Source organism: Paenibacillus nicotianae (genome assembly GCF_042681745.1).
Taxonomy (GTDB): domain Bacteria; phylum Bacillota; class Bacilli; order Paenibacillales; family Paenibacillaceae; genus Saccharibacillus; species Saccharibacillus nicotianae.
In genome coordinates this window covers 37,928-64,317 of sequence record NZ_JBHUGF010000014.1, presented here as the reverse complement: position 1 = coordinate 64,317, position 26,390 = coordinate 37,928, and the positions used below count along the sequence as shown (strand labels likewise).

General features: G+C 37.8%; 21 protein-coding genes. 14 read left to right on the top strand and 7 right to left on the bottom strand.

All coding sequences use genetic code 11. From position 1 onward, the window contains the following. The first annotated feature begins 145 nt into the window (after positions 1-145). Positions 146-694 (top strand): MOSC domain-containing protein, encoded by a 549-nt coding sequence (locus tag ACFSGI_RS22755; protein WP_204826958.1) that lies wholly within the window; start codon positions 146-148, stop codon positions 692-694. 61 nt (positions 695-755) lie between these two features. Next, positions 756-4,232 carry a DEAD/DEAH box helicase gene (locus ACFSGI_RS22750; RefSeq protein WP_204826959.1) on the top strand — a complete coding sequence of 1,159 codons (3,477 nt, stop codon included), beginning with the start codon at positions 756-758 and terminating at the stop codon, positions 4,230-4,232. 56 nt (positions 4,233-4,288) lie between these two features. Here the strand turns inward: ACFSGI_RS22750 and ACFSGI_RS22745 are convergent, their stop codons facing one another. Next, on the bottom strand, positions 4,289-5,353 hold the full coding sequence (locus tag ACFSGI_RS22745; RefSeq protein WP_204827015.1) for an HD-GYP domain-containing protein: 1,065 nt from the start codon (positions 5,351-5,353) through the stop codon (positions 4,289-4,291). 486 nt (positions 5,354-5,839) lie between these two features. On the opposite strand from ACFSGI_RS22745, the gene ACFSGI_RS22740 reads away from it, so the two are divergent. Further along, a complete protein-coding gene (locus tag ACFSGI_RS22740) occupies positions 5,840-6,628 on the top strand; it encodes an SDR family oxidoreductase (RefSeq protein WP_204826960.1) in 789 nt (262 codons plus the stop codon). 2 nt (positions 6,629-6,630) lie between these two features. Here ACFSGI_RS22740 and ACFSGI_RS22735 read toward each other — a convergent pair whose 3' ends face one another. Continuing rightward, on the bottom strand, positions 6,631-6,963 hold the full coding sequence (locus ACFSGI_RS22735; protein WP_204826961.1) for an MGMT family protein: 333 nt from the start codon (positions 6,961-6,963) through the stop codon (positions 6,631-6,633). Positions 6,964-7,261: 298 nt separating this feature from the next. On the opposite strand from ACFSGI_RS22735, the gene ACFSGI_RS22730 reads away from it, so the two are divergent. Continuing rightward, positions 7,262-8,773, top strand: a complete 1,512-nt coding sequence (locus ACFSGI_RS22730; protein WP_379284561.1) for a methyl-accepting chemotaxis protein — start codon at positions 7,262-7,264, stop codon at positions 8,771-8,773. Positions 8,774-9,186: 413 nt separating this feature from the next. Here the strand turns inward: ACFSGI_RS22730 and ACFSGI_RS22725 are convergent, their stop codons facing one another. Beyond that, positions 9,187-9,399: a hypothetical protein gene (locus ACFSGI_RS22725; RefSeq protein WP_204826963.1), complete on the bottom strand. Its 213-nt coding sequence runs from the start codon at positions 9,397-9,399 to the stop codon at positions 9,187-9,189. A gap of 162 nt (positions 9,400-9,561) precedes the next feature. On the opposite strand from ACFSGI_RS22725, the gene ACFSGI_RS22720 reads away from it, so the two are divergent. Together ACFSGI_RS22720 and ACFSGI_RS22715 are read left to right on the top strand one after the other, a co-directional pair. After that, the gene (locus tag ACFSGI_RS22720) at positions 9,562-9,984 is read left to right on the top strand and encodes a hypothetical protein (protein ID WP_204826964.1); all 423 of its coding nucleotides are present in this window, start codon (positions 9,562-9,564) and stop codon (positions 9,982-9,984) included. Then, positions 9,981-10,205, top strand: coding sequence for a hypothetical protein (locus tag ACFSGI_RS22715; protein ID WP_204826965.1), 225 nt, complete (start codon positions 9,981-9,983; stop codon positions 10,203-10,205). The genes ACFSGI_RS22720 and ACFSGI_RS22715 overlap by 4 nt, the downstream gene beginning before the upstream one ends. Positions 10,206-10,583: 378 nt before the next feature. Here the strand turns inward: ACFSGI_RS22715 and pyk are convergent, their stop codons facing one another. Beyond that, on the bottom strand, positions 10,584-11,999 hold the full coding sequence (gene pyk / locus ACFSGI_RS22710; protein ID WP_204826966.1) for a pyruvate kinase: 1,416 nt from the start codon (positions 11,997-11,999) through the stop codon (positions 10,584-10,586). 293 nt (positions 12,000-12,292) lie between these two features. Between pyk and ACFSGI_RS22705 the strand changes: the two genes are divergently transcribed. Next, positions 12,293-13,075, top strand: coding sequence for a helix-turn-helix transcriptional regulator (locus ACFSGI_RS22705; RefSeq protein ID WP_204826967.1), 783 nt, complete (start codon positions 12,293-12,295; stop codon positions 13,073-13,075). Positions 13,076-13,090: 15 nt separating this feature from the next. On the opposite strand, the gene ACFSGI_RS22700 is transcribed toward ACFSGI_RS22705, so the two are convergent. Continuing rightward, positions 13,091-13,954, bottom strand: a complete 864-nt coding sequence (locus tag ACFSGI_RS22700; protein WP_379284515.1) for an AraC family transcriptional regulator — start codon at positions 13,952-13,954, stop codon at positions 13,091-13,093. A 176-nt stretch (positions 13,955-14,130) separates the two neighbouring features. On the opposite strand from ACFSGI_RS22700, the gene melA reads away from it, so the two are divergent. From melA to ACFSGI_RS22685, 3 genes are all read left to right on the top strand, one after another. Then, the gene (gene melA, locus ACFSGI_RS22695; RefSeq protein ID WP_204826969.1) at positions 14,131-15,429 is read left to right on the top strand and encodes an alpha-glucosidase/alpha-galactosidase; all 1,299 of its coding nucleotides are present in this window, start codon (positions 14,131-14,133) and stop codon (positions 15,427-15,429) included. Positions 15,430-15,533: 104 nt separating this feature from the next. Continuing rightward, entirely contained in the window at positions 15,534-16,574 is a 1,041-nt protein-coding gene (locus tag ACFSGI_RS22690; protein ID WP_204827016.1) for a C40 family peptidase, read from the top strand. 210 nt (positions 16,575-16,784) lie between these two features. Next, on the top strand, positions 16,785-17,693 hold the full coding sequence (locus tag ACFSGI_RS22685; RefSeq protein ID WP_204826970.1) for a nucleotidyl transferase AbiEii/AbiGii toxin family protein: 909 nt from the start codon (positions 16,785-16,787) through the stop codon (positions 17,691-17,693). A 13-nt stretch (positions 17,694-17,706) separates the two neighbouring features. Here ACFSGI_RS22685 and ACFSGI_RS22680 read toward each other — a convergent pair whose 3' ends face one another. Then, positions 17,707-18,558: a type IV toxin-antitoxin system AbiEi family antitoxin domain-containing protein gene (locus ACFSGI_RS22680; RefSeq protein WP_204826971.1), complete on the bottom strand. Its 852-nt coding sequence runs from the start codon at positions 18,556-18,558 to the stop codon at positions 17,707-17,709. A gap of 354 nt (positions 18,559-18,912) precedes the next feature. On the opposite strand from ACFSGI_RS22680, the gene ACFSGI_RS22675 reads away from it, so the two are divergent. Together ACFSGI_RS22675 and ACFSGI_RS22670 are read left to right on the top strand one after the other, a co-directional pair. Continuing rightward, the gene (locus tag ACFSGI_RS22675) at positions 18,913-19,476 is read left to right on the top strand and encodes a hypothetical protein (protein WP_204826972.1); all 564 of its coding nucleotides are present in this window, start codon (positions 18,913-18,915) and stop codon (positions 19,474-19,476) included. A gap of 536 nt (positions 19,477-20,012) precedes the next feature. Further along, positions 20,013-22,418: a LamG-like jellyroll fold domain-containing protein gene (locus tag ACFSGI_RS22670; RefSeq protein WP_204826973.1), complete on the top strand. Its 2,406-nt coding sequence runs from the start codon at positions 20,013-20,015 to the stop codon at positions 22,416-22,418. A 37-nt stretch (positions 22,419-22,455) separates the two neighbouring features. On the opposite strand, the gene ACFSGI_RS22665 is transcribed toward ACFSGI_RS22670, so the two are convergent. Further along, positions 22,456-24,006, bottom strand: a complete 1,551-nt coding sequence (locus tag ACFSGI_RS22665) for a tetratricopeptide repeat protein (RefSeq protein ID WP_204826974.1) — start codon at positions 24,004-24,006, stop codon at positions 22,456-22,458. Positions 24,007-24,215: 209 nt separating this feature from the next. Between ACFSGI_RS22665 and ACFSGI_RS22660 the strand changes: the two genes are divergently transcribed. Both ACFSGI_RS22660 and ACFSGI_RS22655 read left to right on the top strand, forming a co-directional pair. Next, a complete protein-coding gene (locus ACFSGI_RS22660) occupies positions 24,216-24,884 on the top strand; it encodes a TetR/AcrR family transcriptional regulator (protein WP_204826975.1) in 669 nt (222 codons plus the stop codon). A gap of 30 nt (positions 24,885-24,914) precedes the next feature. After that, the gene (locus tag ACFSGI_RS22655) at positions 24,915-26,390 is read left to right on the top strand and encodes an efflux RND transporter periplasmic adaptor subunit (RefSeq protein ID WP_379284510.1); all 1,476 of its coding nucleotides are present in this window, start codon (positions 24,915-24,917) and stop codon (positions 26,388-26,390) included.

Genomic DNA, 26,390 nt, shown 5'->3' with positions numbered 1-26,390 from the left:
ATCAAATATTGATTTGTCTTTCTATAAGTAATGAAAAGAAGCCTTTAGCATAGGGCTTCTTTTTTAGGTGTATTTCCTCTATGATATTCACATTGTATATACAACAAGGATGATATAAACATATCCACTTTAAAGGAGAAATTCTATGACCGAGCAGATGATAACCGTACAACAAGTATTAATAGCAGATACACCCAAAAGCTTTATTACTCGAGAATTGCCTTCGATTGCGGTAGAGCTGGCAGGTATTCCTGGAGATCGTCATTATGGATTGTTACGCCCTGCGGATTCCAGACAGAAAATATATAAAAAAGGCACAATGATTGCGAATCGCAGACAGATCAGTATAGTGTCTTATGAAGATTGCGAACAGATTGCATTACGTATGAAATTGCCTGAAGTAAGACCTGAATGGCTAGGGGCTAATCTGATGATACGTGGATTCGACCAGCTTACCCACTTGCCAGCAGGAGCGAGATTGATCTTTCCTGATGGAACCGGTCTGATCTGTGAAGGAGAAAATCTTCCTTGTATCTTCCCTGGCAAAGTGATTGAAGAGGTATACGATATTCCCAAATTACGTTCCAAATTCGTACCGGCTGCACGCAAAGCAAGAGGTATCGTCTGTTCAGTAGAACGGGAAGGTACAATTTATCAAGGGGATACGGTACAGATTATAACGGCTCATTTATAGGCAGTATACTATAGAAGTAACAACGATATACCTGATTACGTTCAACAAGGAGGATTCTAACGTGAGTACCGAACTTCATTTGCCAACCATCGAATTATGGTGTGGAAAGACTGCTTTTGCGAAAGGGAAATCGTATTACCGTAATGGTAAAGTCTCCTTTATTCAATACGATCAGCAAGCTTCGATATATCAAGCGATTGTGCATATTAGAGCCAAATTGACCGAACAAGTCTCTGTAAATGTAGACGAGGAAGGGGAAGTGTATGCTCAGTGTAGTTGCCCGTCGCTGTCCTCCTATGATCATTATTGTCAGCATATTGCGGCGGTGTTGATCCATATCTATTATGCGAATCAGCAAGGAATTGTGCCCGTTCTGGTAGAGTCTTCTGTGAAGCCTGACAGGTCTGTGCTTGAAGAAGGGCAAACGGTAGATCATTCACACGAAGATGAGCGTCAGATACAGCAACAGCATAACGATGCACTACAATTAACCCGACATATGCTTTCTTTATTTGCTGATAAAAAGCAACGTCCTAGTGGCAGTCGAACATATTTCGAGACTCGAAGCACACTTCAAGTCGAATGGATCTGTAAGCCAATCGCTTACGGTAATCGGCAATATCGAATAGGTATTGAAATGAAAGTTGGGCCCAAGCGTGTTTATATTGTACAGCAGTTGATCGAATTTCTAGAGCATGTCAAACGACGGGAAAGTTATTATTTTTCCAAATCATTCACCTACGATCCTGAACTACATAGCTTTGCTCGTACAGATGATCGTCTTATTCAGCATATGCTCGATATTATTCAAGAAGAACAACAGTACGGAAGCTGGGAAGCGCAAGGAACTATTGCTGGATATCATCAACAACAACAGCGGTTTGTATTAATTCCGGCGTCACACTGGCAAGAAATACTAGAGCAATTGTCTCATGCCTCATCGACCACGTTAGAATATAACGGTCAGCAGTGGGGCGCAGTAATGCCTAGTCAGGAGTCGTTGCCGATTCAATTTCAACTGGATCGATATGAACAAGAATCTGCCGAAAGTAGTAAAGGAATTATATCTATTAGCGCTCCACCTCGGTACGAACTGCATGTAGAAGGGCTGGAGCACCTTATTGTAATGGAATGGTATGAAACGGTGATTTCTCACGGGCAATTGATTCATATGCCTGAGAACGAGTGTCAGCGTCTGAGCGAGCTTCAATATATGTTGCAAGCGTCAGAGCAATATCGGACGCATCAGACGATGACTATCTCAGAAGAGCAACTAGAACCGTTTATCGAGCAAGTGATTCCAGGATTGATGACATTGGGGCAGGTTCATATGACTCGCGCTGTTTCTGAATATATTGTGCGTACCCCACTTCAAGCACGATTGTATCTGGATCGTGTGCGAGATCGGCTGTTAGCAGGATTAGAATTTCAATACGGACAGGTCACTATCAATCCGTTAGAACTACAAGTGCCTTCTTTGCCAGAAGGACAAATTTTATTACGAGATGGTAAGCAAGAAGAAGAGATTATGATGTTGCTGGATGAAGGTTCTTTTGTACAGACCGAAGGCGGTTATTTTTTGACAGATGAAGATGCTGAATATGAATTTTTGTATCATATCTTGCCTCGTCTGGAACAGTGGGTTGAAGTGTATGCAACTTCAGCAGTCAAAGCCAGATTGTATAACCCTTTATCTGCGCCCAAATTAAAAGTGAATACAGACCCGCGTCATGATTGGCTGGAACTGACTTTAGAGTTGGACGGTATAGCAGAATCTCAGATTGTAGAAGTGCTCAATTCGCTACGGGAACAACGGCGCTACCATCGTCTACCCAGTGGAGCATTATTACCGTTAGAACAGCAAGAATTTCGCAACATTATCGCTTTTATTCAGCAAACAGGTATGGCGAAGTTGGTGCCAATAGATCATGATCTGATAGAAGATACCACTGATGAAGAACAGATCGGACAGTTAGTGATGCGGATGCCACTAATCCAAGGATTAGCAGGGCTGGATCAAGAATCAACCAACGAAAGTGTACAGTTTGGTAAGTCGCTACGTTTGTTATTAGACAATATGCGTAATCCTGATCTGCGTGAAGAACCTGTGCCTGCGCATATCGCTCCTATTTTGCGAGATTATCAGCAGTATGGATATCAATGGATGAGAACACTTGCTCATTATAGATTTGGTGGTATTCTGGCGGACGATATGGGGCTTGGCAAAACGTTACAAAGTATCACTTTTCTAGCTTCTATGTTATCTGATATCCGGCGCAGTGGTCAGCCTGCATTGATCGTAACGCCTGCTTCACTTATGTATAACTGGCAACATGAGATTCGGCGCTTTGCTCCCGAGATGACTATTTGTCTGATCGATGGAAGCAAAACCGAACGTAATCGGCGATGGTATCAGTCATTGCAACAGCAACCGTCAGATACAGAAGATAATACTCAACCTGCTGTTGATGTGATCATTACCTCATATCCATTATTGCGTCGTGATCTAGAACAAGTGCATCGGTCTTCTTTTCATACGTTGATCTTGGATGAAGCACAGACATTCAAAAACGATCTCACTCAAGTCGCAAAAGCGGTCAAACAAATTCAAGCGCATTATCGTTTTGCGTTAACAGGTACACCGATAGAAAATTCGATCTATGAATTATGGGCGATTATGCATGTAGTATTTCCTCAACTATTGGGCGATAAAAAGTCATTTGCTGATCTGCCGAAAGAAACAGTTGCCAAGCGGATTCGTCCATTTGTACTGAGACGATTGAAAAAAGATGTACTTAAAGAACTGCCTGATAAACAGGAACATATTCTTGTCTCTGAATTATTACCAGAGCAGAAAAAACTGTATGCTGCTTATCTCGCTAGACTGCAACAAGATGCTTTGAAGCATTTGAATGATAAAGCTGTTCCGCAAAATAAAATCAAAATTCTAGCCGGGCTTACCCGTCTACGCCAATTGTGCTGTCATCCCGCTTTATTTGTACAAAATTATGAAGGTGGATCAGCCAAGCTAGAACAATTGTTAGAAATTGTGGAAGAAAGTCTGGATGCAGGCAAGCGATTATTGATCTTTTCTCAATTTACCGAGATGTTGGGAATTATCGGACAAGAGCTTCAACAAGCACAAGTTCCCTACTTTAATCTAGACGGAAGTACTCCTGTAGCGGAACGGGTAGAGTTATGTAATCGATACAACGAAGGAGAGCGAGATATTTTCTTAATTTCGCTCAAAGCAGGGGGCACAGGGCTTAATCTGACCGGAGCCGATACGGTTATTTTATATGATCTATGGTGGAATCCAGCGGTAGAAGAACAAGCGGCTGATCGTGCTCACCGAATAGGACAGCGAAATACAGTGCAAGTGATTCGCTTGATTGCGCAAGGTACTGTTGAAGATAAAATGTTCGAATTGCAACAGACAAAAAAGCATTTGATCGATGAAGTGATTCAAGCCGGCACAGAACAACCTGCGTTAACAGCGTTAACCGAAGAAGAGATTCGCCAGATCTTAATGATCTGACGAATCTCTTTGTATAATTAAGCCTGTATAACGTTAGTTATAAGCATAGATTACGATTACGTGTGCATATGTGTATTTAGACCTTCTACACCTGCAATAACGATAGAATGGTGAGCTAGTAGATCTAGATCATAAGGTGAATCTAATCGTTCACCCGCTTCATTATATAGAATACGAATAATAGGACGTTGAGTAATCGATTTGTGAATATGAACAACCACACCTTTAAGACCATTGCTCAAAATGACTGTTAGACCAATCGGATAAATAGCGACACGACTTTTAAAAATTTCCATCATATATTTATCATACATTGTGCCATATCCTGCATATAAAACTTCTAAAGCTTGATGGGGCAAAAGGGCAGAGCGATACACACGACTGGTTGTCAATGCATCATATGAATCGGCAATAGCGATCCATTTCGCATATTCATGAATCTCAGGCTCTTTGATTCCGCGAGGGTAGCCACTTCCGTTCAATCGTTCATGATGCTGATAAGCGCAATGAGCAGCGAGTAGCGGAATCCCGGGCTCGTCTTTTAACATTTTGTACCCGTATTCAGTGTGTAGCTTAATTTCTTCATATTCCATATCGGTTAACCGCTCTGGCTTGGACAAAATCGAGTTAGGTATCTTAATTTTGCCAATATCGTGTAGCAGTGAACCAATTCCGAGTACATGTAGTTCTTCTGTCGAGTATCCATGTACTTTGCCCAGTAAAAGCGTATAAATGCATACATTTAAAGAATGATGGTATAAATATTGATCTTTCGCATTGATATTCAATAACATAATCATCACTTCAGGGTCTGAGCTGATATCATTTAGAATCGAATCAACCACTCCTGAAAAAGAACGTCCGATCAAAGGGTAATTCTTTTTTTGTGCTTGAGGATCGATTAGACTGCGGAATCCAGTCTGTATTTCTTGTAACGCTTTATGGCGAGTCTCAGAAGTAATAATATCTTTGACTACGATATCTTCAGTATCCGCATCTTGGATGTACACATAATCGAGACCATGATTATGTAATTTACGAATAATACCGCTTGTTAATTCGGAGTCTATAGCGAGGAGTACAACTCCTTCATCATTGTGTATTTTTTTGGCTAATCGCATTCCCGGCTGTAGGGAGGTAACAGGTATCAACCTCAATAGTAGTCACTTCCATCTATTATAGTTTAAGGTAACAATTCCACTTAGACTGTTAAGTATTGGCGTATAAGAACACCTTATTGAATAGTTCGACAATCATTATAAACATGGTAAAAAAACCTCGAACCAGCCGGATAGATAAAGTTCGCTTCTGTTATTTTGGTTCGTGTCTATACTGTATAGGTATAATTTCAATAGGTGATACGTAATCTTCAATTTATGATAAAAGAAAATCACATCGGCTTCCGTACAAAAATGGTTATATTCAGTATATCGACACTTCACACTTATTTAATAAATTCTGAGAGCAAATTTGTGGCAAAACTTAAAAAAAACGTCTTAGATTTGAAATAAAGACCTTTCATCAAGCTAGATGAATTATATAGGGATTTTTCAAAATGAACCAGAGAGATTTTGGAAATCAATCACACAATTTTAGGAGGGTTTAACATGGAATTAGGATTGCAGGATAAATCTGTATTTGTAGCTGCTGCTAGTAAAGGATTAGGAAGAGCCAGCGCACTCGAATTTGTAAAAGAAGGTGCTAATGTAACGATCGCCAGTCGTCATATCGAACAGCTACAGGAAGCTCAAACAGAGATTGCTTTGGTCACCGGTGTAACGGTAGATATAGTACAAATGGATGTGAATGATGCTGCGCAAATCAAAGCTGCTATAGCGCAGACAGTAGAACGTACAGGACGATTAGATGTATTGGTAACCAACGCAGGAGGGCCACCTGGAGGAACATTTGCAGATATGGAAGACGAGCAATGGCAACAAGCCTTTGAACAAAATTTACTAAGTACAATTCGTCTGATTCGTGCAGCGTTACCAGCTCTTCAAGCCAATGCAGGCGGAAGAATCGTCAATATTGCTTCTTCTTCGGTCAAACAGCCTATCGACGGCTTAATTTTATCTAATGTTTTTCGTGCCGGTATTCAGGCGCTGACGAAGACGTTATCGTCAGAATACGGTCAACATGGTATTTTGATCAATACGGTAGCACCCGGACGTATAGCTACCGATCGAATCTTAGAATTAGATAGTAAACGGGCGGCAGATCAGCAAATAGCTATAGAAGAATTGCAAGCACAAGCTACAGCGCAGATTCCACTCGGACGAATGGGAACACCGGAAGAATTTGCACGCATGGTTGTATTTTATGGTTCATTTGCAAATACGTATGTAACCGGACAATCTCTGATCGTAGATGGCGGAACGATCCGAGCATTATAAAATTATATTTCGTCGTATTGTTCAGATTCCACGTATTCATACCGATAAATAGAGAGATCGACGATAGCATGTAGACCGAATTCGATACCTTCTTCTTCCAGCAACAATTGTTGGAGAAAACGGGATTCATCGTCTGCTATAGCGATCTCTCCTTTACTATTCACCACTCTATGCCACGGAAGATTATACTTCTTACTCATCGAATGTAACACACGCACAACCTGTCTAGCAGCTCGTGGACTTCCTGCTTCTGCGGCAATCTGTCCATAAGTCATTACTTTTCCATATGGAATAGCTTGAATAATCCGAATTACCTGTTTAGTAAATGGTTGCATATTATCCTCCTATGCTTTTCTTTTGCTATACATAAAGAATAACAAATTCTCTATCTTATAGGACTAAATATAGAAGTTAAAAGTCGTTTTTGTCTACTTATTGTGTCGAAATTTGTAATAAATACACTTTTTTTATAATAAAAAGATTGATTTTTAATCTTATTGGGTATAAAGTCTTATACAAAAAGAAGGTCAAAAGCACGAAATAAAAAGTATCTATAATAAGTGAACATAGTTTATTGCGGACGTTAGTTTTGAATTAACAATTTAGATTATTGAAGGAGACAACAAAATGTCTATATTTTCACCTAAAAAAGCAAATCTGTCTTTACAACCGATTATTGAAGAAACTCAAAAAGTCATTACTCAAACTCAACAATATAACCAATTACCTCAACTAGATGTTAAACAGGCTTCACCAGAAGTACAAGAATTAGTGAAACATATGAATCAAGCGCTAGAAATACTATACAATCAAAAGCAAGATATTTCACTACGTCTGGATCTGGTTACTGAAGCGATTCAAGTAGGGTTATGGGATATGAACGTTGTTGCTGGTGATCCAGTTAATCCGAATAACAAATTTACCTGGACTGATGAGTTCCGTCGTATGATCGGTTATCGTGATGAAAATGATTTCCCGAATGTATTAGATAGCTGGGCATCTTTGCTTCATCCTGAAGAACAACAATTTGTATTAGACGCATTTGCCACTCATTTGCTAGATCACTCCGGTCGTACTCCTTATGATATCGAATATCGCCTCAAATTAAAAAATGGACAATACCGCTGGTTCAAAGCTACAGGAACAACGATTCGTGATCGTCAAGGGGTGCCTTTACGTGTCGCAGGAGCTTTATTTGATATTCATGACAAAAAGTTAAAAGAACAAGAGTTGCAAGCCCTTGTTACTCGTTATGATCTGATTAACAAAGCATTAATCGAAGCTCCATGGGATATGGAAGTGATTGCAGGCGATCCGGTTAATCCAAATAATGAGTTCTGGTGGTCACCACAATTTCGTTCAACACTGGGCTTCCAAGATGAAAAAGACTTCCCTAACGTATTAAGCAGTTGGAGTGATCGTCTACATCCTGAAGATAAAGAGTATTCGTTGAATGCTTTTGCTGCTCACTTGAACGATCATACAGGACAGACTCCGTTCGCTGTAGATTACCGTTTACAATTGAAAAGTGGAGAATATCGCTGGTATCATGCAGGCGGAGCTACGATTCGAGACAGCAAAGGATTACCGGTACGTGTAGCTGGAACGATTCGCGATATTACATTTGAAAAAAATAAAGATATCGTTGTGGAAGGCATGAACAGCCGTATGCAACAATTGTCGCAATCGATCGGCGAAATGACAACTGCTATGGCATCGGTTTCCGAACAAGCACAAGAAGTCGCTTCAGCTCAAGAGAAATCAACAGAAGCGGCAAATGAAGCGAAAAACAGTGCAGATGAAACGAAAAACATTTCTACTTTTATTCGTGAAATTGCGAACCAAACGAATTTGTTAGGATTGAATGCAGCGATCGAAGCCGCACGCGCAGGCGAATTAGGGATGGGATTTGCAGTAGTTGCCGATGAAGTTCGTAAGTTAGCTGTAAACAGTGCTTCTGCTACTGAAAATATCGAGACGAGCTTGAGCGATATGAAAGAGCTGATCGAACAGATTCTAGAGCATATCGGTAATATGACGACGATGACCCAGACCCAAGCGGCGTTAACTCAACAGGTGAATGCTTCGATGGACGAGATTAATCATATGGCAGAGTCGCTTGTTGATTTTGCGAAACAAATTTAATCGTATTTTAGTCTATGTAGCGTAAATATAATATAAAAAGAAGAGTACTTTATAAGTGCTCTTCTTTTTATATTATTTAATTAAATCTTTTTATTTTGCTTTTAATATGCTTATCAGGTTTTTTTATGGAATTAAAAATTAATAATTATAATAGGATCTTTAGATATACATATTTAGAACAAAAAACATAGCAATAAATGCATATAGATCTTGTATCACTCATAGTGCTGAACACTTCTTACTAATTTCCAGAAAATCAAAAAAGCAACTTAATGTTATTTGATTACTAGTATTATTCACTGAGGGTATCCAGCAATACTATTAAAGATATGCATCAATCTTTAATGTATAGCTTCATATTGTTCATTTAGTTACATTTTTTAAAAGACATGAGGTGAATTAGCCATTCTCTTTTATCGCTTATTTATTTTCCAAAAGTGTAAGATTAAATTTAAAATCGCTATAACAACAAGTACTCCTAATAAAATATTTGTTGTATGTATACTTCCTGCTAGGTCAGCCAATGAAATCGAAATACTTGAAGATGCACTCTCAATAGATTGACCTAAATTTTGTATTTCTATATCGACATCGTTTGCTGTACTTGCTAATAAAGTTAGTGTCATTTCAAAACCTCCATAATTTAAAGTATACTGTATGATAACTCTATTTTTACCTTATTTAAACAAATATTTACATATAAAGTATATTGAACTAAGCTAATAAAGTAATTAAAAAACAAATATTAGGATGTTTGTGATTAATTTCAAAAAATAGCTGTTCCTATTGTGTTCACTATTGCTTTGGCAGGTGTAGTTCCTTTATCTTTTTCATCAACAACGGCGTATGCTTCTTCTATGAATACGCAAACAGTTTCTTTAAAATATTCTAATGTTATGGTAGAAAATGCTGATCAAGTAGATATTCAAAGAAAAGAGACATCTAACTCTGTTACTGTTAATGTATATGATAAGCAAACAGGTAATTTATTAAATACATATGGTGAAATTGTTAGACCATATACTCCACTAGGCATCTCTGTAAATGCTGGTGAGTACAGTATCATGACAAGATTTACGGAAAAAAATGAAGGTGGTGGAATTATTACACGCCTTGAATTGCAATTACAATTGTATAACTCAGGTTCTTTTAGACAAATAAATCAAATTCTTTCCAAAAACTTTTTGTTAAAACTTCAGGCCCAACGTTGAATATTGCTAATTTCTCAGCAATTTCAACTTCAGGTAAATATCCTACAAGTTCTATTTCCGCGGTAGGTAGTGGAACATTAGAAGTTAAAGGTTCTACAGCTAATAATCTAGGTGTAAATGTAGATATTTTAAAATCAGCAGGTTTCAATATCAGCTATACAACTACAAAAGAATGGGTAGCTAGAAAATTCGTTACTTCTACATTAAGTGTAGATATTTAATAGTCTCAATTATTAGTAATTAAAAGATATATGCTAAATCAAATAAAAGAAAACCGATACGTTATCTACCGTATCGGTTTTTCTTTTATTTAAATATTCTATTTTATAGCTGTAGTCAAAACAAACTCGAATAATCTCATTTCAAGATGACTAAATAATTATTACGATTAGAGACTTAAATAATCCCAAATTGGCTTTTAATTCTTTGGTCCTTCGATAAGATTTCCATAACAGTTGAATCATTGAGAAATTTATTGAAAATTCTATGTAAAGTAATCTAAATTACTTAAAAGAAAAAGACCTGTAAACCGCCTACTTTTCACAAAGTATCGGGATACAGGTCTTTTTGCTATTTAATCAGTCATTTTAACGATTAAATTACACTTGTTGAACTTTCAGCAAGTTCGTATTACCAGACTGTCCAATCGGCACACCGGCAGACAATACGATAACATCGCCTTTGTTGATGTAGCCTGTGTTGATAGCGTTACGTGTAGCTGATTCGAACATTTCATCAGTGGTGCTGACCGCATCGCCTTTAACCGGAATAACACCGGACAACAGACAGACTTTAGCCATCACTTCTTCATGTTGAGTAACCGCGAAGATCGGTGCTTGTGGGCGGTATTTGGAGATCATACGAGCGGTAAATCCACTCTCAGTGGAGATGATGATTGCTTTAGCCGCTAGTTCAAGCGAAGCACTTACCGCACTCTGGCTGATTACTTCTGTGATATTAGTAGAGTGTTCAGCTCTTTTTTTAGAAAATTGTTCGTAATAATCGATCATTGTCTCTGCACGTTGTGCAACAGCCGCCATCGTTTGTACCGATTGTACCGGATATTTACCTGCGGCAGATTCCCCGGACAACATGACTACGTCTGCGCCTTGCAATACCGCATTCGCTACGTCACTAACTTCTGAACGAGTCGGACGAGGATTTACTTGCATTGATTCAAGCATATGTGTAGCAACGATAACAGGTTTGCCTGCTAGGTTACATTTATCGATCATTTCTTTTTGCATCATCGGTACGTCTTGAATCGGAACTTCGACCCCAAGATCACCACGAGCAACCATAATACCGTCAGAAGCGACGATAATATCGTTCAAGTTAGTCATACCTTCTTGGTTTTCGATTTTGGAATAGATTTGTACATGTTCTGCATTATTTTCAGCTAGGATGCCACGAATTTCGCGAATATCGTCGCCTTTACGAACAAACGAAGCAGCGATCATTTCGATTTTTTGCTCTAATCCAAAATGAATATGCATCACATCACGTTCAGTTACTCCTGGTAACGTTGTATGAATCCCTGGTAAGTTTACACCTTTACGAGGTTTGAGTGTACCACCGCTAATAATATCGCAGTAGATATCGTTGCCTCTGATTTCACGTACATTCAGGTCTACCAGACCATCATCGATTAGAATACGATCGCCTGCTTTAACAACTTCGTTTAATTCAGCATAGTTCACGCCAATACGTTCAGCATCGCCCAAAATTTCATCAGTTGTCAAAATTAATTGCCCACCTGCACGTAACTCGCAGGAAGCTTCTCTTAATTTACCGATGCGTACTTCTGGTCCTTTGATATCCATCATAATAGGAACAAATGTATTTAATTCAGCCGCAGCTTGACGTACATTTTGGATACGCATCACATGATCTTCTAATTCACCATGCGCCATATTTAGACGAGCCACCGTCATACCCGCTTTAATCATTTCTTTCAACATTGCTACAGAATCACAAGCAGGTCCCATCGTACAGATAATTTTAGTTCTAAGCATTGGTTATCCTCCTAGAAGCGATTTGATTTAGTTTACATTGGAATGATTTTCGCACAATAAAATAGATTAACGATTGTGATTAATATACTTTATTGTACGAAAATCGTAATACATTTTGGCGTATTTCTATATGCGAAAAAACACTTTTCATCAATTATTGTAACTGTAATACACACAGTATGCTATGAACTATAGTACAATAATTAGACTATAGTACACTAATATTACAAAAAAGGATGTCGAAAAGACTCATATTATCGGAGCAGACTGGCAATAAAGGAGGAAAGGTGCACATGTTGAAGATTATTGATATACAGGAGCATGACAAGGTTGATTGGTATGAAAAAGATCATTTATCAGGACAAATCTATTGTCTCAGTCTGGTGACTTATGGAAAATGTGTATATTGGGTGAATGAGCAGAAGCAGATTATGGAAAAGGGTGAAATGTTACTGATTCCAGCTCATCTTGCGTATTATGGCAAAAGTATTCCAACGATGATGCATACTAAATCAGTCATTTATTTTCGGATAGAGCAGCCGGATTTGGCATTATCGATTTTGCATCAGCCAGAGCCGTTAAGACTCAAATTGGGCTGTTATGATCTTATTCATGAGAAGTTGAAAATGATTATTTTGCAATGGACAGAACATACTCCCTATTATGAGTTGATGACTGAAACGTTGTTAATGCAGTTGTTGATCGAGATTAGTCGGGAATATGACCAAAAGCTTATCAGTGGCGATAAGCATCAATTGGTCGATATGATGAAGCACTATATTCAACGTAATTATAACCATCGGATCACCAAAGAACAATTAGGCGAAGTGATTGAGCGAACGCCGAACTATGCTGCTAATCTATTCAAAAGTGTCACCAATCAGACGATCAGTGACTATGTACATCATCAGCGGATGAAGCGTGCTGTATATATGTTAACCGAATCTCAATTAACGATTGCTGAAATTGCAGAATTTTTGGGTTATCGCGATCTGTCGTACTTTTATCGTGTATTCAAACGAATGATGGGTACTGTTCCTTCTGAATTGATGCATGATCGTCCACCAATTTTGTAAATCAAATCCGCTCTACTATAATCGCTCACGAGTCTGTTTGGGCGATTGACCGATCACTTTTTTGAACATTTTAGAAAAAAGAAAAGGATCGGTATATCCGACTGAACGCGAAATATCGCTGATCGATAACTGACTGTGATGAAGTAACTCTAACGCTCGTTTCATACGATACTCGATCATAAATTGTTGAAGAGATACGCCTAATTCTGCTTTGAATAATCCTGATAAATACGTACGATCGAGCCCAACAGCCGCGGCAATATCCAGTACACTGATCTTTTGACTGTAACTATTTTCGATATATTCTATCGCTTGTTGCAGATAACGTTCTCTCGAAGGAGTCACCCGTACAGGCGTAGTCGATGCTGGAGCACAAGCAATCAATTCATAAATTAACTGATATAACATCCCTTGCGCATAGACATCTTCACCTGGTTCATTATAAGACGCTAACAGTTGATCATAGAAATGCTGGAACCATGCTCTGCCCTGACTATCATATATAGGATGATCGATTGTCAGATGTGCCCGTTGCATTAATGATTTGGCATTTATTCCTTTGAATCCTATCCATGTATAGACCCAGGGATCATCAGCATCGGCTTCATAATTCATAATCGTATCGGGAAAAATTAAAAATCCTTGTCCTGCTGTTAGAGAATATTCTTTGTCCTGAATACGCAAAATACCTGATCCGCTATGAATATAATGCAGAATATACGAATCTCTCACTCCAGGCCCCCACGCATGACCAGCAGTACATTGTTCTGTGCCAAAAAATAATAAATTCAAATCCATCGGCGGATAAGATACGGAATGCGTGTAATGTGTATACGGTAAATGGTGAAGCAACATAATATCGAGTCCTTTCCAAAACACAATCTCTATCTATATAAGATTAGTATATCGTACATATTCACTTTAGAAATAAAAATATAAAATGGGATTATGCCATGTTTATAATCGTTTACTCTATGTTTTTGTAAAGCGCTTACCTCTATAGTTAACGTTATCAAAGCGATCTAATAAAAGATACCTATGGAGGAGTTATAACGATGTCTAAAATTACTTTTATCGGTGCAGGAAGTACAGTATTTGTCAAAAACGTATTAGGTGATGTAATGCTTACCCCTGCTTTACAAGGGTTTGAACTGGCTTTGTATGATATCGATCTGAACCGGCTACAAGAGTCCGAAAATCTATTAACCAGTATCAAAAATACAGTAGGCAGTACATGTCACATTGTAACGTATACCGATCGCAAAGAAGCATTACGCGGAGCAAAATACGTGATTAATGCAATTCAAGTAGGCGGATACGATCCATGTACAATAACGGATTTTGACATCCCTACAAAGTACGGTTTACGACAAACGATAGCCGATACATTAGGCATTGGAGGTATTTTCCGTAATCTGCGTACGATTCCAGTCATGCTTGAATTTGCACAAGATATGCGTGAAGTCTGTCCGAATGCTCTGTTTTTGAATTATACGAATCCGATAGCAGTATTAACGAATGTAATGAACACTTACGGCGGGATTCAGACTGTGGGATTATGCCATAGTGTACAGCAATGTATTCCGAACTTATTTGATGCGCTCGGTATAGATCAGACAGGTATTCAAGCGAAAATAGCAGGCATTAATCATATGGCGTGGCTGTTAGAAGTAACGCGAGATGGAGTCGATCTATATCCTGAAATCAAACGGCTTGCCGCTGAAAAGCAAAAAACCAAACACGATGATATGGTGCGCTTTGAGTTAATGTTGAGATTTGGGTATTATGTGACCGAGTCTTCTGAGCATAATGCAGAATATCATCCGTATTTTATCAAACGTCAGTATCCTGAACTGATCGAAAAATTTAATATTCCATTAGACGAATATCCACGTCGTTGTGTAGAGCAGATCAAAGGATGGAATGAAATGAAAGAACAGCTTTTTGCAAGTGAACATATTCAGCATACACGTAGTTTGGAATATGCTTCTTATATTTTAGAAGCGATTGAGACCAATATACCTTATAAAATTGGAGCCAATGTGATGAATACAGGTCTGATTCCGAATTTGCCAACAGAAGCATGTGTTGAAGTGTCTTGTCTGGTAGATGCTTCAGGGGTAACGCCAACGTATGCAGGCAATCTGCCTCCACAATTAGCTGCACTCAATCGCACAAGTATTAACACGCAGTTACTAACGATCGAAGCCGCAATTACAGGTAAAAAAGAACATATTTATCATGCGGCTATGCTTGATCCGCATACCTCTGCCGAGTTGTCGATAGATGATATTGTAGCTCTGTGTGATGAATTGATTGAAGCGCATGGAGAGTGGTTGCCTGTATACAGCTAAAAAAGATCACTAGAAATATAGCTAAAGTGGTACTCCTGAGGTGAACAGGCATGGTATGATGGATGCTAACATCACTTTTAAGAACACAGGAGATATTACAAATGATGAGTACAAAATCATGGTCGTTGTCGTTGCTCAGCGTATTACTACTATATATAGGTTTGATCCCGACAGTGTATGGAGCCAGTGCAACATCTACATCATCTACAGACATATGCTCGGCGACTACCAAAGTCCGCAAACATTATATTAATGTCTCTGTAGCTACACTGTGGAAACAACCCGGTCTGGAGCGTGCTATAGACGCACCTTCACTATCCAATCCAGTCGATATGAAAAAGTGGACAGCATCAATGTCTTCTGTCACGCAGCGCAGATGGTTAACAGGCAAAACAGAAACTCAAGCATTATACGGTCAAGAAGTACGTATGTTGAAAGTAAACGGAGAATGGGCGCAAGTTGCTGTAGTTGGACAAGCAACACCAAAAAGCAAATATGGTTATCCCGGATGGTTGCCTAAAGCTCAAGTAAGCACATTAACGACTACCGATTATAGCGCATGCCCGGTAGCGATTGTGAGCGCCAAAACAGCTCCTATATACAAAGCAGACCAAACCACTAAAAGTGTAGAAGTCAGCTTTAACACACGTTTTCCGGTGATCGCCCAATCTGGTAATTGGATTCAAGTCTGGACACCTAATGATGATAAAGCATGGGTAAAAAAAGCAGATGTAGCGATATACGATTCATTACAGAATATACCCAAGCCTACCGGTACTGATCTGGTAGCCACAGGTAAGCAATTTCTAGGATTGCCTTATCTCTGGGCAGGCATATCTGCGTATGGATTCGACTGCTCTGGCTTTACATCGACAGTGTATGGTTATCATGGTATCGCATTACCTCGTGATGCTTCTGCACAGATCAAAGAAGGCAAAGCTGTAAGCTGGAATAATTTACAACCAGGCGATCTGATGTTTTTCGCTACCAACAACGGCAAAGGCAGTGTACACCATGTCTCTATGTACATTGGGAATGGACAAATGATGCACTCACCCAAAGCAGGCAAAACAGTAGAAATCATTTCGATCAATACCAGTTCATATGCTAAAGAATTTGCAGGTGCACGTAGATATTTAGATTAAAATGTGGCTTGAAATAAAAGATTTCGTAGAACTCTATGCCTTGAAAGGGGGTATAGAGTTTTTTGTATGTCTAAAAGGATGGTTCAACCACTAGCCTTTCTTTTTGTTGCATATGAAATAAGTTAAGACTTTGTTTTGAGTTCTAATCTGTTGCTATTTAGTATTCATGTTAAAATAATTAGACGGTTGACACGAAAAGGGGACTCTTATATGACGGATGAATTACAACGTTTAGAACAAGTTCGTAAGCTGATGGTCATAGCTATGTTTGCGGATGATGATCTTATGGATCTTTTTGCTCTAAAGGGAGGGAATGCCTTAGAGCTTATTTATAAAATGAACTCTAGAGCATCTACAGACATTGACTTTTCAATGCGAAAAGAGTTTTCGGAAATTGGATTAAATACAGACGAAGAAATTAAGCTTAAATTAGAAGCAGCTTTAAATAGTACTTTTAATGAAAAGGGCTATACGCTGTACGATGTGAAATTAATAAGCAAGCCCAAAACAGACAATAAAGCAATACCCTTTTTTGCTGGATATGAATTGAAATTCAAACTGATTGAGACAGATAAATACGAAGCTTTCAAAGATAACAGACATAAGCTAGATAAACATGCAGAGCGCAGTGCAAATGATGGACGCGTATTTAGTATTGACTTAGGACGACATGAATATTGTGGTGATCTTCGATATGATGATTTGGAATTTTACCAAGTAACGATTTATACTCCAACTCTCATTTTGTTAGAGAAGTTCCGCGCTATTTGTCAGCAAATGGAGGATTATCAATTAGGACTTGGGAAAAGTGTAGTTTCAAACAAGCCTCGACCAAGAGACTTTTATGATATATATTCTATAATGAAATATTTTTCAGAATCGGGAACACCTATAGATCTTTCAAGTGAAACTAATATTAGTCACTTAAAAGAAAGTTTTGATGCCAAAAAGGTCCCTTTAAGCTTAATTGGTGAAATTAAAAATACACGCGAATTCCATAAACGAGAAGAAGGCAAATTAGATGCAACCGTTTTAGATAAACAGAGTTATAAAGGTTTTGATTTTTACTTTGACTTTGTTGTGCAGCAGATTGAAGAAAATCAACTTCATTTGATCTAATAAAAAACTTCGCTCACTCAGTGTGGGCGAAGTTTTTTGGATAATAGATTCTCCAGTTTTCATTATATTCTGGGTTTTCAATATTATAAGTTAAATAAAAGTCGAATTTCATAGACATATTTTTAAATAATTTAATTATATTTTCTGGGTATCCGGCTAATTCTAAATAGAATCCAATACATTGATGATACGGGTAAGCATATTTCAATTTTAACAAGAAAGAGCGAAGTTTATTGGCTGAAAACTTCCCTTTTGCATTGATAAATACGTTTAAGACTTCATATACGCCTCCACAATACTCTGGTCTAACGGCGATATCGATTAAAGTACGTTCAATTGTACTTACTCTTAAGTCGTTGTAAGATTGAATACCTATTTCTCCGTCTTTGCTTGAGAGAAGGTAGATACGTTGTTTATTGTATTCAAAGTATTGGTTAGATTTACGCATTTTCTTCGAAAAAGCATAATTGATTCGTTCTTGATCCATTTCAGCTGAATCTGTATATTTTGCTGATGAATGCTCACGGCTCGTGAAAACCGTTTTTATAATTTCTCTAGTTAATCCGTGAAAATCTACAGCAGAGTAATGACTTAAGTAGGTGTCTGTAAAAATATGAGAAGCAACATACTCAGCGGAAATTGTACCTTCGGTCTGCAAAACGTACCTAGTCCCACGAGGAATAGTAAGAGATGTCAACCACTTTTTTTGTTCAACCAGAAAGTCAATAAAATTTAAATGGGTGGCTGCTCCGGGCATACGCCATTCCTGTCGATAATTTGCAAATATATCTTTAAGATCATTAGGAGAAAAAACCTTTCCTCGTGTAATTAATGCTTTTTTAATATCTTCTTTATATAAATCCATGATTTGATACCTATTTGGTCTTGCTATTTTCTTCACCTTCTATCGTATACTGAGCTGTATACAGCTCAGTATACTAATGAATTATAAAGAAGTCAAATTTAATGCCATTTGAAAGAAAAATAAAGACATTAACTATAGCTAAACTGCGTTGTATACAACGCAGTATATCAATTTAAAGTTTAAAAGTCAAATCAGCTTTGAACAAGATTTAAATAATTATTTATGTCATACTATATGTGTTTAAAAGCATAAATTACTGTATTTTAGTAGGTAAATAATAGAAAATAAAAATGTCCCAAAAGTTCTTTATATTTTATAGTATATTACATATATCAAACCAAAGGAGCTGATGCTATGAGTACTTTAAAAGAGCGTCAACACGATCGGACGCTTTTGGAAAAAATGATAGCAAATGCTATTCAAGTGGATACAGAATTGGCACATGAATTGCTAGAGGATTATATTTTGCAACAACAGATAAAACGTAATCAAGAACGATTGAAAGCAAGAAAACTTTCTAGTCAGACGATGCAGGAATTTAATAAAAAAATGGAACAGAAAGCAATTCAGGAAAATATTGAGCGGATTATAGAATACAGTGATGAAGAATATCAAGAAGAAACACCTCTACATTATCCTAAATACCTTAACGTACGTGAAGTTTCACTATATAAAGGAATTACTCCACAGCAAGTACGTCGGAACTGTATAAACGGAAAATATCAAGCAGAGCAAGTAGCAGGTGAAAACTCATCTTGGAGAATCTTAGCAGAACAATTTAAAGAAGAAAATGATTTTCTTGATTTTATACAACAAAGATCTGAGAAATTTAAAAAAGTATCTAAAGCTTCTCAAGTTGCTGTAGAACTATGGAAAGAAGCTCAAAACGAAATACATGTAGATCAAGAGGAACAATGATGTGCGATCAGCCTATGATTCTTTCAAAAACTTATGTACTAGATACTAATTTATTCAGATATTATGCTGATAAAGGAAATGATACGAATGTTAAAAACATCGACAAGCAGCTATCAATTTTTGGAACAAAATTGAAACTGAATCATTTTTGCAAGAAGCGGATGTTCTTATTCCATTAGAAGTTAAAAATGAGTTGCTTGTACAAAAAAATCAATTGAAGGATTCAGTAAATCAGAAAATTTTCTCGTACGACTCTTTACAACAAACCAACAAAATAAATACTTCAAAACATCTAAAGATAATATTCAGTTTAGATGTTTTGAAGTGTTTATTTTGGATTTTTATAATTCATATAAATATTAATTAATTACATATAAATAAATATTTAGCTTGAAATAATCAAAAATACACTATATATTATCTTTGTAAGCGTTTTAATAATAGTATAAATATAGAAACCACCTTTGAAATATAATTTAAAAGGTAATAAAAATATTAACGATATAATATCTTTTCCATAAAAAGGAGATCAAGTAATGACAAAAAAGATGTGGACAAAAACGAGTCTATTGGCATTAACTGCTGCCCTGCTTTTACCTGTAGGGCCGACATGGGCAAGTGATAATGGCACTAATTTATCAGCATCCGAATCGGTACATACAGCAAGTGATAGTACCAATACGCAAAAAGCGCCTACGTATCAGGAAGCTTCTGTGCATGATCCGTCTGTTATTCGCGTAGGCGATGAATTTTATATTTTTGGCTCTCATTTAGCTTCTGCCAAGTCTAGCGATCTGATGAACTGGCAAATGATTTCTTCAGGTGTGGCTAATGGCAATCCTTTGATTCCTAATGTAAAAGAAGAATTGAAAGAAACGTTTGATTGGGCGCAGTCAGATACGCTCTGGGCTGCGGATGTGATCCAGTTAGCAGATGGTAAATTCTATATGTATTACAACGCATGTAAAGGTGATTCTCCTCGTTCTGCACTTGGTGTAGCGGTCTCAGATAATATCGAAGGGCCTTACAAAGATCAAGGCATTTTCCTTAAATCAGGCATGTGGGGCGAAGTTGGAGCAGGCGGTACGATCTATGATGCAACTAAAGATCCGAATGCTGTCGATCCCGATACCTTTTTCGATAAAGAAGGCAAGTTATGGATGGTCTATGGCTCATATTCTGGCGGTATCTTTATTCTTCAATTAGACCCGGTAAGCGGTAAGCCACTTCCAGATCAAGGGTATGGCAAAAAGTTAATCGGTGGCAATCACAGTCGTATCGAAGGGCCATATATGTTGTATAGCCCACAGACCGATTATTACTACTTATTCTTATCTTTCGGCGGATTGGATTCATTCGGTGGTTACAATGTGCGTATAGCTCGGTCGCACAATCCCGATGGGCCTTTCTATGATGCACAAGGTAACGATATGACTAATGTGCAAGCTGATCCAACCAAGCCATTATTTGATGATGCTTCGATTGCCCCATATGGTGTGAAGATTATGGGTAATTATCAGTTTGAACGCGAGATTGGTGATCCCGGTCAAGGTGTTGGCGCCAATGCAGTCTCTCCAGGGCATAACTCGGCTTATTATGATGAGAAAACAGGTAAGTACTTTTTGATCTTCCATTCTCGCTTTGTTGATCGTGGTGAAGAGCATGAAGTGCGTGTCCATGAGATGTTTATGAATGATAAAGGATGGCCTGTTGTCGCTCCTTATCGTTATGCAGGCGAACCCAATACTGCTTCAACAGTCAAAGCCAAAGATATTGCAGGTGAATATCAATGGATTACACAGGACAAAGAAATCAGTGCAAACGTACACTCTTCGGTATCTGTAGAGCTACAAGAGAATGGTAATATCACAGGTGCAGTACAAGGAACATGGACACTACAAGGTGATCATAATGTACAAATTAATAGTAATGGTGTGGAGTATAACGGTGTCTTTCTACACGAGACTAACCCGCAATCAGGTGATACGACGCTGACACTAACTGCATTATCGGAAAGCGGTGTAGGTGTGTGGGGTAGCCAGATGGAACCCAGAAAAGACAAGCAATTCGTATCCGCTGTCGACAAAGATCTGGATCTCGGCGATATTAGTGCTGTGTTCTATCCTCTTGATCTACCTGATAAAGGTACGCATAACACACAGATCACATGGAAATCGTCCAAGCCGGATATCATCTCGGACAAAGGAGTAGTAAAACGTCCTGAAGCAGGCAAGGGCAATGCTAAAGTGACGATGATTGCAACGATCACTAAAGGCGATGCGAAAAAGAACAAAAATTTCAAAGTAACAGTTCTAGAACAAGGACGCGGCCCTTTGTTAGGTCAATATGATTTTAACCAGACGTCAGGTACAACGGTACAAGACAATACCTATAATCATTACGATGGCACACTTCACTCTGGAGCGAGTTGGAGTACAGCAGGTAGGCAAGGTGGAGCAGTAGCACTGAATGGGACGGATGGATATGTACAATTGCCGGGCACAGTGACCGATGGACAAGATTTTACATTTGCTGGTTGGGTGAACTGGCAAGGTGGTGCAGCGTGGCAACGTATTTTGGACTTCGGGGATGGCATGAACAGCTTTATGTTTTTGACTCCTTCGCAAGGGAAAGGTATGCAATTCACGATTCATCAGCAAAATACCGACCAAAATCTGATCACTTCAACACCGCTTCCTTTAAATAAATGGGTACATGTAGCGGTTACGATGGAGGGAAATACAGGTAAGTTGTATATAGACGGGAAGTTATCGGCGACGAATGAGAAGATGACATTTAATCCGAGTGATCTAATGACCCGCGAAGCGTATTTGGGCAAAAGCCGTTTTGCAGCAGATGCTTACTTTAAAGGATTACTAGATGAAGTGCGAATTTACAACAAAGCATTAAGCGAAGTAGAAGTTCAAGCGTTATCTAAATAAAATATAGGCTAAAAAAGCACTCTACCAGTTAGTTATATCATATATCTGGTGGAGTGCTTTTTACGATGTGTAATTTATAGAATTCGTTTTTGTTCTCTAATTCTAAAGCTGTATTTTTGTCTTTTAATGCCATATCCAAGTTACCTTTACGCCAATTCATATTACTTCTATTTATATAAAATAGTGGTGTGAAAGGTTCACATTCTATGGCTTTGCTATAACATGTATGTGCACCGTTATAATCACCTTTTTTTTCTAAAGCCCAACCCTTATCGTTATACGCATTAGCATATTTAGGATCAATTTTTAAAGTCATATCAAAATACTTTATAGCTAGATCATATTTTTCATTATCTAAGCAAAGTGTTCCGCATTCAAAAGGATAAATAGTACTATCGGGTGTAATCTCTATTAATCGATCATAGTCACGAATAGCCCACATAATATATCCTAATTTTTTATATAAATTACAGCGATAAGTGTAACCTACAATAGAATCTTTTTCTATTTCTATACTAAAAGAATAGTCAATTAAAGCTTTTGCTGTAATCCCCAGTTCTTCATAGACTAGTCCTCGATTTCTATAGTGTGTAGGATCCATGGAACCATTATTGATAGCCATATCTGAATCCTGAATAGCTAAGGTAAACTCTCCCTTTTCTCTGTATATTATTGAGCGATTATTATACGCAATAATCTGCTCAGGATCGATTTCTATAGAGCAAGTATAGTGTTCTAAAGCTACATCAGGTTCGTTTTTAATCTCCTTATATATCCAACCTAATTGAAAATGAGCATCAGATCCGTTTGAAGTTAACGTGATATTTTCCTTAAAATCTTCAATAGCTAGATCATATTCTTCTCTTCTTTTATACAATAATCCACGATTGTAGTAAGGTTGGGAATTCAAAGGATCATATTCAATAGCTTTATTATAGTTAATAAGTGCTTGTTCTAAATCTTGCATTTTAAAATAATAAATAGCTAAATTGCCATATACACTAGAATATTCTGGATCATATTCTAGTGCTTTTTCATAGTCTTTAAGTGCCAAATCGTATCTATTGAGACGAGCATAAGCAACTCCCCGATTATAATAAGAAGTAGCATCTAATTCTAAATGCATAGCTTGATTCGTATAAATAAGAGCATTTTCAAAATCTTCTCTCAAAAAATAAATAGATGCACACTGAAAATAAGAGGATATATGCTTAGAATCATATTCTATAGCCTGAAGATAATTGATAAGAGCCAAGTCTAGGTTGTTTTCTAGTTCATACAGTAAACCGATTTGGTAAAAGCTATCAGAGTTAGGATCACATGTTACAGCTTGGTTGTAGTCGTCAATAGCTAATTCATTCTGATGTTGACCTTCGTACATTTGTGCACGTAATACATAACAACGTCCTAACAAATAAGGATCACGAATAGATGATATTAATTTGCTTATTTCAAGAATTTGTATATCAGCATCATCTAATAATTGTATTTTATTAATCTTTATCGCAATACGTCTATAGTATCTATCTCTAAAAAAATTTTTTATTAAAGATTTAGAATATGTAAATTTTAAAATCAATACGTTCATTTGCAACATCCCTTAGTAGTTCGAATGTAAGAAATAGAATAATTACATTATAAAGTTTTCTATACCTTATACGCAAAAAATATACAAAAAGAATCTCCAACCACAAAAATTGTCGAAAAAACAGATATTTCTATTTGACATTGATAGCATTTCATAATATGATTTGACCAGAAAACTAAATTAGTTTTTTGGTCATGGAGGTAAAGCCAATGAATGATATACTAAACCAGAACAACCATTTAGAAGAAGATGTTTCTTTACAACAAATGGTCACGTTATTCATTTTTGGATCACTGGAGGATATCATGATGGAAGAAATATATGTAGATGAACGACGTTTGAAAATTTTAAAAGCAGCTAAACAGGTTTTTTCTTTGTTCGGGTACAAAGGCACAACGGTGGAGCATATTGCCAAAACAGCAGGTATTAGCAAAGGCGCTATCTATCTATTTTTTGAGACCAAAGAAGATATTTTAAAAGCGATTATTCATAATGTGAATGATGATCTGGCTCAAACTATCGACAACAATATGGCTATCGAAGGAACTATTCATGAAAAGCTTCATCATACAATACAGGGGTGTATGCAGTTCCGTAAAGATCATGAATTGTTAAATAAATTAGAACAAGAAGCTGTTGAATATTCGACAGAAGCTTCTAAAAACGCATTGGCAGAGATCAATTGCGAAACGGTTCATTTTATTGCCAGTCGCTTAGAAAAAGCAGAACAAGAAAATCTGATTCAAGTACCTGATAAATTGTTAACAGCTTTCCTATTGTGCCGTATGTATGAAGCACTTGTATTTGAATGGGAAAAATTTGGCGAACCTTTGTCGGCAGAAGACATTTTGGCACAGATTAAGCGATTTATACTGTAATTATTTTAAGAGGATAAGGAGCAGATGAGAATGAAGATACGCAGTTTATCTGCTTTGTGCATAGTCTTGATAATGACTATTTTGAGCGCTTGTTCTACAACGGATAGTCAAGCGCAAAGTGCAACGCAAGCCACTGTTGAATTAACAACGGTCAAAAAAGTTCCTTTAGAAACAACGTACGATTTGTCTGGAACATTAGCGGCATCTGATGAATATCCAGTTTCGTTCAAGATCAATGGTACTGTCGAAGCAGTCAATAGCAGTGTAGGTGATACTGTGAAGCAAGGAGATACGCTGGCTACTCTAGATCGCGCTGATCTTCAGTTAAAAGTAAGCGATGCTCAGCAAGCTGTTGATCAGGCACAAGCAAGTGTATCCAGTGCACAAGCACAACTAAAAAGTGCTCAAGGTGGACTAAGCAAAGCACAAGCGTCCAAACTATCCGCAGCAGCAAATGTAGCAGCAGCGAATGCCAAAGTAGACAGTGCTCGTGCAGCAGAGCGCGGCGTCACAGATGGAGCACGCTCTCAACAGAAAAATCAAGCTATTAATGCGGTTAACAAGGCACAGACGACATATACTCAAAACAAATCAGAAGCGGATCGAGCGTCTACATTATATCAAAATGGATTGTTAACCAAGCAAGAATACGAGCAAGCCCAGACTGCTTTACAAGTATCACAAGAAAGTCTGAATGATGCGAAGCAACAACTATCGTTGTTGGTAGAAGGAGCAAGTCAATCTGATCGTGCAAGTGCAGCATCAGCAGTGAAAGAAGCTCAAGCAGGAGTACAGTCTGCCCAAACTGGAATAGAACAAGCGAGTGCAGAGGTAGAGCAAGCACAAGCAGGTATTTCGCAGGCGCAAGCTGGAGTAGAGCAAGCACAAGCGAGCTATCAACAAGCGATCGTAGCGCAAAAAGAAGCATCGCTTAATTTATCCAGAACCACACTCAAATCATCGGTCAGTGGTGTAATTTTGGAAAAAGAGATTTCGAATGGACAGACTATTTCAGCAGGCACTTCGGTATTTACAATTGGTAAAGTTAATCAGCTTAAAGTGTTATTGCCGATTGCAGATCAAGAATTGAAGCATTGGAAAGTCGGACAAACTATTAGTATCAACCTATATGATCAAGTACGTAGTGGTATTGTCAAAAAATTATATCCAGCAACCAACAAAAATACAGGTTCTATTAATGCCGAAGTGGTGATAGCTAATCCGCAACAAGACTGGAAGCCCGGTCAAGTGGTTAAAGCTTCACAGCAAGCTACAGGAAGAACCGGTATCGCTGTCCCTGCTTCGGCTGTCATTAGCACCTCGAATAATCCTTATGTTTTTGTGAACCAAAAAGGAAAAGCTGTCAAAAAGACTGTTCAGATCGGTGAATTATACAATAATCAGTATGAGATTAAATCTGGTCTACAAGTAGGTGATCAGATTGTCAGTAGTGGTGCAGATCGTCTGATGGATGGCGATGCGTTGCAAGTACAGAAGGGGCAATAA